General features: G+C 72.9%; 10 protein-coding genes, 1 tRNA gene and 1 pseudogene. 9 read left to right on the forward strand and 3 right to left on the reverse strand.

Features of this window, described 5'->3' with window-relative positions:
• Positions 1-70: 70 nt before the first annotated feature.
• Together CR162_RS23300 and CR162_RS23305 are read left to right on the forward strand one after the other, a co-directional pair.
• A complete protein-coding gene (locus CR162_RS23300) occupies positions 71-442 on the forward strand; it encodes a helix-turn-helix domain-containing protein (protein ID WP_367604171.1) in 372 nt (123 codons plus the stop codon).
• Between the two features lie 413 nt (positions 443-855).
• Positions 856-1,197: pseudogene (locus CR162_RS23305) on the forward strand (hypothetical protein); the annotation flags it as partial.
• 215 nt (positions 1,198-1,412) lie between these two features.
• Here the strand turns inward: CR162_RS23305 and CR162_RS21115 are convergent.
• From CR162_RS21115 to CR162_RS21125, 3 genes are all read right to left on the reverse strand, one after another.
• Positions 1,413-1,487 (reverse strand) — tRNA-Gly (locus CR162_RS21115).
• Between the two features lie 156 nt (positions 1,488-1,643).
• A complete protein-coding gene (locus CR162_RS21120) occupies positions 1,644-3,122 on the reverse strand; it encodes a protein adenylyltransferase SelO (RefSeq protein WP_099097458.1) in 1,479 nt (492 codons plus the stop codon).
• 125 nt (positions 3,123-3,247) lie between these two features.
• Positions 3,248-3,445: a hypothetical protein gene (locus CR162_RS21125; RefSeq protein ID WP_099097459.1), complete on the reverse strand. Its 198-nt coding sequence runs from the start codon at positions 3,443-3,445 to the stop codon at positions 3,248-3,250.
• Positions 3,446-3,558: 113 nt separating this feature from the next.
• Between CR162_RS21125 and CR162_RS21130 the strand changes: the two genes are divergently transcribed.
• The 7 genes from CR162_RS21130 (at position 3,559) to CR162_RS21160 (ending at position 9,238) form a co-directional block, all read left to right on the forward strand.
• Complete coding sequence (locus CR162_RS21130; protein ID WP_176559977.1) at positions 3,559-4,737, forward strand: patatin-like phospholipase family protein; 1,179 nt, start codon at positions 3,559-3,561, stop codon at positions 4,735-4,737.
• Between the two features lie 84 nt (positions 4,738-4,821).
• A complete protein-coding gene (locus CR162_RS21135) occupies positions 4,822-5,409 on the forward strand; it encodes a prolyl-tRNA synthetase associated domain-containing protein (protein WP_099097461.1) in 588 nt (195 codons plus the stop codon).
• Between the two features lie 87 nt (positions 5,410-5,496).
• Complete coding sequence (locus CR162_RS21140) at positions 5,497-6,438, forward strand: thioredoxin family protein (protein WP_099097462.1); 942 nt, start codon at positions 5,497-5,499, stop codon at positions 6,436-6,438.
• A gap of 16 nt (positions 6,439-6,454) precedes the next feature.
• Complete coding sequence (locus tag CR162_RS21145) at positions 6,455-7,129, forward strand: LON peptidase substrate-binding domain-containing protein (RefSeq protein ID WP_099097463.1); 675 nt, start codon at positions 6,455-6,457, stop codon at positions 7,127-7,129.
• 67 nt (positions 7,130-7,196) lie between these two features.
• On the forward strand, positions 7,197-7,409 hold the full coding sequence (locus CR162_RS21150) for a Trm112 family protein (protein ID WP_099097466.1): 213 nt from the start codon (positions 7,197-7,199) through the stop codon (positions 7,407-7,409).
• Complete coding sequence (locus tag CR162_RS21155) at positions 7,409-7,777, forward strand: gamma-butyrobetaine hydroxylase-like domain-containing protein (protein WP_099097464.1); 369 nt, start codon at positions 7,409-7,411, stop codon at positions 7,775-7,777. Before CR162_RS21150 ends, CR162_RS21155 begins: the two co-directional genes overlap by 1 nt.
• A 120-nt stretch (positions 7,778-7,897) precedes the next feature.
• Entirely contained in the window at positions 7,898-9,238 is a 1,341-nt protein-coding gene (locus CR162_RS21160) for an FAD/NAD(P)-binding protein (RefSeq protein ID WP_099097465.1), read from the forward strand.
• Positions 9,239-9,406 lie beyond the last annotated feature (168 nt).

A 9,406-nucleotide genomic window follows, 5' to 3' on the forward strand; every position in this document is an offset into this window, starting at 1 on the left:
ACGACCCCAGCGGTGCCGCCATGGCGGTCGTGCGGCTTAACGGTAGCTTCTGAGGGTAGCCGATCCGCCTATGACCGATCCTGTCTTCCTGCCGCGCCTGTTGACGGAAGCCGTAGCCGCTGAGCGGTTGGGCATCTCCATCGACACGCTGCGGCGGGAGCGGCGGCGCCAGAGGATCGGTTACACCATGATTGGTGGCCGGCCGCGCTATACCGAGCGGCACCTGGCCGACTACATCACAGCGAACGAGGTTGCACCTTGCGCAAAGGCGGATCGGATCAGCTCGGCCGCATTGGGGATTACTGGCTCTCCCGCCGCCCCAACAGCACGCAATGGTGCCGCACCTGGTTTGATCCCGAGTCGCGACAGACGCGCCGCGCATCTCTCGGCACTGACGATTTTGAGCAAGCCCAGCTCGCGCTCGCCGAGTGGGTCACGCTGAATGTCACGCTCCGGATTCAGCATCCGCGCGACCTGCCCCTGGCGACCGTCTTTGCCCGCTACTTCGACAAGCACGCCCGGCACACGGTTGGCGCCAGCATCCAGCGCGGCAACCTGCGGACCCTCCTGGAGACGCTGCCGGAGGGCATCACCGTGGCGGAGCTGAACCTGGAGGCGCAGCAGGCGGCCGTGGCCAAGCTGGCACAGCGGTACGCCCCTGGGACCATCAAGCGCATGATGGGTGCCGGCAAGGCCGCCGTGACCTGGGCCTGGAAGAACGGCGAGCTTGACCGGCAGATGCCCTTCCTGAGCCTGCCGGAAGGGGAGGGGCGGGAGCGGGTTCTCAGTATCGAGGAGCTGGCGCGGCTGTGGTCGGAGGATATGCCGGATCACGTTCGCATGTTCCTGCTGCTGATGATCGGCACCGTGGGCCGGCCTGAAGCCGTGCTTCAGCTTAGTCGGTTCCAGTGCGACCTGGAGCGCGGGACGATCAACCTGAACCCGCCTGGCCGGGTCCAGACGAAGAAGCGCCGGCCGATCCTGCCCATGGCGGACTTCCTCCGCCCCTGGATCAAGGCCGTCAGTGCCGGCCCGCTGGTGACTTGGCGGGGCAAGCCGGTGAAGAAGATCGCCGGAGCCTTCCAGACTGTACGCGACGCCGCGGGCTTCGGCATGGACGTGACCGCCTACACGGTGCGCCACACCATGGCGACGGAGATGCGGGCGCGCGGGGTACCTGAGATGGAGCTGGCGGGCTTCATGGGACACCTGATGCCCAACATTCGAACCACGGGGAGATACACGCATGTAGCGCCCGACCATCTGGCCCGCGCTCGCGCGGTGCTGGACGAGATCGCAAACGACATCGACCGCTCTGCAAAGCGGCCGATGGTACTGAACAACTTGCGTGCTAGTTGCGTGCCAGAGCTTGAGGTTATGGGCTGCAACCCGACCTCTAAGTCCTTGAAAACTGGAGCGGGCGAAGGGATTCGAACCCTCGACCCCAACCTTGGCAAGGTTGTGCTCTACCCCTGAGCTACGCCCGCGCTCCGTCTGGCGTGGCGGGGATATCTCATAGCCGCCGGGGCTTCGCAAGCCCTGGCGGATGATTTTCTTCATGGGAATTTTGCCGTGGCGCCGTTTGGCTGGCAGGGGCGCTTCCGGACCCCTGGCCTCTTCCTCGAGCGGTGGCACCGCGTGCCTCAGGTGCCGCAGAAGGTCTGCAGCACGCGCTCCTGGGGCTGCGGGGGAAGGGTATAGCTCTCGAGGCCCGGACGCTCCTCGAAGGGCCGGGCGAGGACGTCCATCAGCGCCTCGAAGGGGCCGAGATCCTGCCGCTCCACCGCGGCGGAAAGTGCCGCCTCCACCTGGTGGTTGCGCGGGATGTAGGCAGGGTTCACGGCGTCCATCGCGGCGCGCCGGTCCTCCGGCAAGCCGCCCTCCCGCTCCAGGCGCCGGCGCCAGGACATGGCCCATTCCCCATAGGCGGCGGGGTCCTCGAACAGGGCGGCCACCGCCGCGTCGCCCGCCGTGTCCGCCGCCGCGCCGCCAAGCGCACGGAAGAACAGGGTGAAGTCCACCTTGTTGCGGGCCATGCGGTCCAGCAGGTCCTGGATCAGCGCGGCATCCGCCTCCTCCTGCGGGCCGCTCAGGCCGATCTTGCGGCGCATGCCGGCGAGCCAGGCGGCCTCGAAACGCGGCCAGAACCCGCCCAGCGCGGCCCGCGCCTGCGCCAGCGCCTCCTCCTCGTCCTCCGCCAGCAGCGGCAGCAGGCACTCGGCCAGCCGCGCCAGGTTCCACTGCGCGATGGGCGGCTGGTTGCCATAGGCGTAGCGGCCGTAATGGTCGATCGAGCTGAACACCGTGGCCGGGTCATAGGCGTCGAGAAAGGCGCAGGGGCCGTAATCGATCGTCTCGCCGGAAAGGGCCATGTTGTCGGTGTTCATCACGCCATGGATGAAGCCGACCTGGAGCCAGCGCGCCACCAGTTCCGCCTGCCGCGCGATCACCGCCTCCAGCAGGCCACGATAGGGGGCGGGGCCGCCGGCGAGATGCGGGTCGTGCCGGGCGATGGCGTGGTCGGCCAGCAGGCGCAGCCCCTCGATGTCCTGCCGCGCGGCGAAGTACTGGAAGGTGCCGACGCGGATGTGGCTGGACGCCACCCGCACCAGCACCGCGCCGGGCAGCGCCCTTTCGCGCCGCACCGCCTCGCCGGTGGACAGCGCCGCCAGCGCCCGGGTGGTGGGGATGCCGAGCGCGGCCATCGCCTCGGCCAGGATGTATTCGCGCAGCACCGGGCCGAGCGCCGCCCGCCCGTCGCCCTGGCGCGAGAAGGGGGTGGGGCCGGAGCCCTTGAGCTGGATGTCGCGCCGCTGCCCGTCGCGCCCCACCACCTCGCCCAGCAGCAGGGCGCGCCCGTCGCCGAGCTGCGGCACGAACTGGCCGAACTGGTGCCCGGCATAGGCCATGGCCAGCGAGGCCGCGCCCTCCGGCACCGCGTTGCCGGCCAGGATGGCGACGCCCTCGGGGCTGGCCAGGAATTCGGGGTCCAGGCCCAGCGTCCCGGCCAGCGCGGCGTTCAGCCGCAGCAGGCGGGGCGCGGCCACCGGCGTCGGCGGCAGCCGGGCGTGGAAGCGTTCCGGCAGGCGCGCATAGCTGTTGTCGAAGGCGAAGCCCGGCATGTCGTTCCTTTCTGGCGGCGCGCTTTTTCTGGCCGTGCCCTGTTCGGGCCACGTCCAGGCGCGGAGGGGCGGGAATGGCGGTTCCGCCACCCCCACGTGGGCGCCCCCAGCAGGTGAGGCGGCCCTCAGGCGCCGCCAACCCCCTTGTTGACGATGCCGGTGCCGCGGCAGGTCGCGCATTCCCGGCCGCCGATCCGGCCATGGCCCTGGCAATCGGGGCAGACATCCTCGCCCGTGCCGGGGGTGCCGGGCGGGGCATCGTCGCCCGGCCCGGCGGGGTCGGCGGCAAAGAGGCGGAAGGCGGGGTCGTCGGCGCGCGGCATGGTGGCCTCCTGGCTGTTCGGAGCGGCTGTGAGGGGCAATGCGGGAAAGCAACCGGATGGCGGCGGCCGGGTTGCGCCCATGGCGGGCCCAAGCCCCCGCGCGCAGGAGCCCGATGACCGACACCTTGACCGAGCAGCACCCGAGCCCTTCCCCGACCATTCCGTTTCCGGCGGCTGCCCCGGCCATGCGGACGGCGCTGGTGCTCTCGGGGGGCGTGGCGCTGGGCGCGGTGGAGGCGGGCTTCTGCGCCGCGCTGGAGGCGGCGGGCACGCCCTGGCCGGACTGGGTGGCGGCCACCTCGGCGGGCGCCATCAACGCCGCCCTGCTGGCGGGCAATCCGCCCGGGCGCCGCGCCGAGGCGCTGCGCGCCTTCTGGAAGGCGGCGGAGGAGCCGGCGCCCGCCTTTTCCTTTCTGCCCGAACCGTTTTTGGCTGGGCCGCCGCCGCGAGGAGCGTGGCGGCAGGCCAGCAGCCACGCCGCCGCCTGGCGGACCCTGCTGCTCGGCCGCCCCGGGCTGTTCGCCCCGCGCCCCTGGGCGGCCCTGTTGCCGCAGGACGGCGCCGCGCTGCACGACCTGGCGCCGCTGCGGCGGCGCCTGCCGGAGCTGGTCGATTTTGATCGCCTCAATTCCGGCGCGCCGCGCCTGAGCGTGGTGACCACCGACCTGGCCAGCGGCGAGCGGGTGGTGTTCGACACCGGGCGCGGCGACCGGATCGGGCCCGAGCACATCGTGGCCGCCTGCGGCCTGCCGCCGCTCTTTGGCCCCTCCAGGATCGGGGAGCGGCTGCTGGGCGATGGCGGCCTGGCCTCCAACACGCCGCTCGACCTGGTGTTCGACACGCCCGATGCCGCCCCGCTGCTGTGCCTGGTGGTGGAGCTGTTCGCCGCCTCCGGCCAGGTGCCGCGCTCGCTGGGCGATTCGCTGTCGCGCGCGGGGGATCTGGCCTTTGGCAACCAGACCCAGCGCATCCTGGAAGGCCAGGGCCGCGCCCTGCGGCTGCGCGCCGCGCTGCGACGGGTGGCGGAGCGGCTGCCGGCCGGCGCGCGCGCCGAGGCGGGGGTGGAGGAGGCGCTGGCGGAAGCTGCCGGGCCCGCCGCCGCCACGGTGGTGCGGTTCGCCTATCGCGCCGCGCTGGACGAGGGGGGGCCGGGAAAGCTGTTCGACTTCTCCGCCCCGAGCCTCATGGAGCGGTGGCGGGCGGGCGAGGCGGGGCTGCGCGCCGCGCTGCGCCGCCTGGCCGAGGCGCCGCCCGGCCATGACGGGCTGACGCTGCACGAGGTGGGGACCTGAGGCGGCTGGTCCGAGCCGGCCGTCCGGACCGCGCGCGCCGCCTCCCGCTCGACGGCGGCGCGCCGGGGCGGCAGAGAGGCGCCCATGCAGCACGAGAACCCCACCCCGCCCGATCCGCACCTCGCCCCCCTGGCCAGCGGCGCCCCGGCCGAGACGCCGGAAGGATTGCTCGCCCGCCTGGCCGCCCTCGGCATCGCGGCCGAGACGGTGCGCCACCCGCCGCTGCACAGCGTGGCGGAAAGCAAGGCGCTGCGCGGCAGCCTGCCCGGCGCCCATGTGAAGAACCTGTTCCTGCGCCCGCGTGACCCCGGCCCCTGCATCCTCGCGGTGCTGGAGGAGGACCGGCGGATCTCCATCAACGCGCTGCTGCGCCGGCTCGGCGTGCCGCGCGGCCAGCTCGCCCCGGCCGGGATGCTCTGGGCGGAGCTGGGCGTGCGGCCGGGATCGGTGACGCCCCTCGGCATGGTCAACGCCGTGCCCGGCCGGGTGCGGGTGGCGATCGACCGCGCCGTGCTGGAAGGGGTGGAGCGGGTGCATGTCCACCCGCTGGTGAACACCGCCACCACCGCCCTGGCCCCTGAGGGGCTGCTGCGCTTCCTGCGCGCCCTCGGCCATGCGCCGGAGCTGCTGGACCTGCCGGAGGATCTGCCGGAGACGCAGCCGGCGGGGTGAGAGGCGGCACGGAAATCGGCTTCCCGCCTTGCGCCGGAGCGCGACCGGCGCATCTATGGCGGGCAGGAAGACCGGAGCTGGTGCCCCATGGAAACGATCCTCGACCCGAACCGTCCCAACCCTGCCGGTGCCGGCGGTGCCGCCATCATCAAGGATGGTGATGCGAAGTCCTTCATGCAGGACGTGGTGCAGGCCAGCCGCGAGGTGCCCGTGCTCGTCGACTTCTGGGCGACGTGGTGCGGCCCCTGCAAGCAGCTGACGCCGGCGCTGGAGAAGGTGGTGACCGCCGCCCAGGGCCGCGTGCGCCTGGTGAAGATCGACATCGACCAGAACCGCGGCCTGGTGCAGCAGCTTTCCCAGATGGGCCTGCCGCTGCAATCCGTGCCGACGGTGGTGGCCTTCTGGCAGGGCCAGATCGCCGACCTGTTCCAGGGCGCGCTGCCGGAATCGGAGCTGAAGAAGTTCGTCGAGACGCTGCTGAAGGCGGCGGGCGGGCAGATGCCGGCGGCCGACCTGATGGCCGAGGCCAGGCAGGCCGCCGAGGAGGGCGACCACCAGACGGCGCTCGAGATCTACGCCGCCCTGGCGCAGCAGGAGCCCGAGAACGCCGAGGCCCTGGCGGGTCTCGCCCGCACCCTGATGGCGATGGGCGAGGAAGAGCGCGCCCTGCAGGTGCTGGAGGCGGTGCCGGAGAAGCTGCGCAATCATGCCGAGGTGACGGGCGTGCGCAGCGCGCTGGAGCTGGCCGTCGAGGGCCGCAGGGCGCGCGAGCGGCTGGCCGAGTTCGAGAACCGCCTCGCCGCCGATCCGGACGACCACGAGGCGCGGATCGAGCTGGCGGTGGCGCTGAACGCCATGGACCAGCGTGCCGAGGCCGCCCAGGCGCTGCTCGACGCCATCAGGCGCGACCGCGCCTGGAACGACGAGGCGGCGCGCAAGCAGCTGCTGAAGTTCTTCGAGGCCTGGGGCCCGATGGACCCGGCGACGGTGAAGGCGCGGCGCGGCCTGTCCACCCTGCTGTTCCGCTGAGCGGGGAGGGCCGGGCATGGACAGCGCCCATTCCCGGCCCGTGCCGCCGCCGGGAGAGTTGCCGGACGAGATCCCGGTCTTTCCCCTGGCGGGCGCGCTGCTGCTGCCCGGCGGGCGGCTGCCGCTCAACATCTTCGAGCCGCGCTACCTCGCCATGGTCGAGGATGCGCTGGGGCATGGCCGGCTGATCGGCATGGTGCTGCCCGACCCGGCCCGGCCGCGGCCGCAGGGGCGCTCCACCATCTACCGCGCCGGCTGCCTGGGGCGCATCGCCTCCTTTTCCGAAACGGGCGACGGGCGCTACCTGATCACCCTGCTCGGCACCAGCCGCTTCCGCGTGCTGGAGGAACTGCCCGACAGCCCGCGCGGCTACCGGCGCGTGCGCGCCGACCATGGCGCCTTTCCCGCCGACCGGCAGCCCGCGCCGGAGGACGCCGTGGACCGCGAGGCGCTGCTGGCGGCGCTGCGCCCCTATTTCCAGGCCCGGCGCATCGAGGCGGACTGGGCGGCGATCGAGCGCACGCCACCCGACATGCTGGTGACCACGCTCTGCATGATCTGCCCCTTCGGCGGCGCGGAGAAGCAGGCGCTGCTGGAGGCGCCAGACCTCGCGGCGCGCGCCGCGATGCTGGTGGCGCTGCTGCGGATGGAAAGCGCCGGCCCCGCCGCCGGAGCGGGCCGGCCCAGTTGAGGGCGCGGCCGCGGCCGGAGTTGACGGCCAGCCCCGCCGGGCGCAGGAATCCCGAGGAATGACCACCATGAACCCTTCCGACCCCACCTCCGCCGCCCCGCCGGGCGGCCCCGTCGATCCCCGGCTGCTGGAGATCCTGGTCTGCCCCGTCACCAAGGGGCCGCTGCGCTACGACCGGGAGCGCGGCGAGCTGGTGAGCGAGCAGGCGGGCCTCGCCTACCCGATCCGCGACGGCATCCCGATCATGCTGCCGGACGAGGCGCGGCGCCTCGGCGGCTGATGCCGGCGCCCACCGAGATCCACCTGCGCCGCGCCGAGCGGCGGCTCGACATCCGCTTCGAGGATGGCCGGAGCTTCATGCTGCCGGCCGAATACCTCCGGGTGGAGAGCCCCTCGGCCGAGGTGCAGGGGCATGGGCCCGGGCAGAAGAAGATCGTCTCGGGCCGGCGCCTTGTGGGCATCCTGCGGGTGGAGCCTGTGGGCCACTATGCCGTGCGCCTGGTGTTCGACGACCTGCATGACAGCGGCATCTATACCTGGGACTATCTCTACAGGCTGGGCCTGGAGCAGGATGAGCGGCAGGCCGCCTACGAGGCCGAGCTCGCGGCCCGCGGCCTGAGCCGGGACCCGCCGGCACGGGGCCGCTAGCCCGCCTTGCCCTGGCCTTGAGGACCGCCCCGCGGGCATGAGGCCCGGCGGGGTTTTTCATGCCCCCTCGCGCCCCGCCCCGCAAAGGCGGCGGCGCTTCTTCCATGGAGCGGAGCCCGCATGACATCCAGCCTTCCTGTGGTCGCGGTGGTGGGCGGGGGCTTCGCCGGCACGGCCCTGGCGCTGCGCCTGCAGGGCGCCGCGCGGGTGCTGCTGTTCGAGCCGGGCGTGCCCGGGCCGGGGCTCGCCTATGGCACCGCCTCGCCCGAGCACCTGCTGAACGTGCCGGCGGGCGGCATGAGCCTCTGGCCCGAGCGCCCCGGGGATTTCGCCGAATGGCTGGCCCGACAGGCGGATGCCCCCGCCGCGCCGGAAGGGGGCGGCCCGATCTTCGCGCCCCGCCCTTTCTATGGCCGCTATCTGCGCGAGGCGTGGCAGGCCGCGGCCGGAGCGCCGGGCGGCACGCTGACCCACCTCCCCCGCAGGGTCGTGGCGGTGGAGCCCGCGGCCGGAGGCGGTTTCCACCTGCGGGACGAAGCGGGCGGGCGGCACATGGCGCGGCAGGTGGTGCTGGCGCTGGGCGGCTTCGCCGGCGGTCCCGGCGCGCCGCCCCGGCTGATCGGCCACCCCTGGGAGGCCGGGGCGCTGGAAGACCTGGCGCCGGGCGAGACGGTGCTGCTGGTGGGCACCGGGCTGACCATGGCGGACATGGTGCTGTCGCTGCGGCGGCGCGGCCACCACGGGAAGGTGGTGGCGGTTTCGCGGCATGGCTGGCTTCCCTTGCCGCATGTGCCGGGCCCGCTGCCGTCTCCCTGGACGGTGGAACTGCCGGAAGGAGGCATGCCGGGGCCGCTGGCCCTGCTGCGCCTGCTGCGGGCCGAGGCGGCGAAGGCGGAGGCGGCGGGCGTGCCATGGCAGGCGGTGCCGGATGGCATCCGGCCGCATGTGCAGGCGATCTGGCAATCCTGGGACGTGGAAGAGCGGGGGCGGTTCCTGCGCCATGCCGCCAGCCTGTGGAACCTGCACCGCCACAGGCTGGCGCCCGAGGTCTTCGCCAGCCTCGCCGAGGAGCGGGGGCAGGGGGGGCTGGAGGTTCTGGCGGGCCGGCTCGACTCCTGGCAGCCGGAAGGGGAGGGCGCGGAAGCCATCCTGCGGTTGCGGGCTGGAGGGCTGCGGGCCCTGCGTTGCGGGCGCATCCTGCTTTGCACCGGCCCTTCTGGCAGCCAGGCCTGGGCCGCGAATCCGCCCGTGCCGATGATGGTGGAGCGGGGGATGTTGCGGCCGGATGGGCTGGGCCTTTCGGTTTCGCCCGGCGGGGCGGCGCTGGACGGGGAGGGGAGGGAGGTGCCGGGCCTCTATGTGCTGGGCCCCCTCGGGCGCGGAACCTTGTGGGAAATCACCGCCGTGCCGGAGATCCGCGCGCAGGCGGGCCGGCTGGCGGAGACGATCCTGGCCTCTTGAAGGGGGAAGGAGCGCATCCCACTTCCAGGACCTTCCGCTGCAGAATCCCTTTGACAGTTTTGTTGGGGCGTCCTAGAAGGCGCGCCCTGCTGTGGTTCTGGTTTTTGGGGCTGCGGTGGTCTGGAAGAAAATCTTCAGTGTTGGTGTTGACTGGCGAAGTAATCGCCG

Source organism: Teichococcus rhizosphaerae, assembly GCF_002631185.1.
GTDB classification, from domain to species: Bacteria; Pseudomonadota; Alphaproteobacteria; order Acetobacterales; family Acetobacteraceae; genus Pseudoroseomonas; species Pseudoroseomonas rhizosphaerae.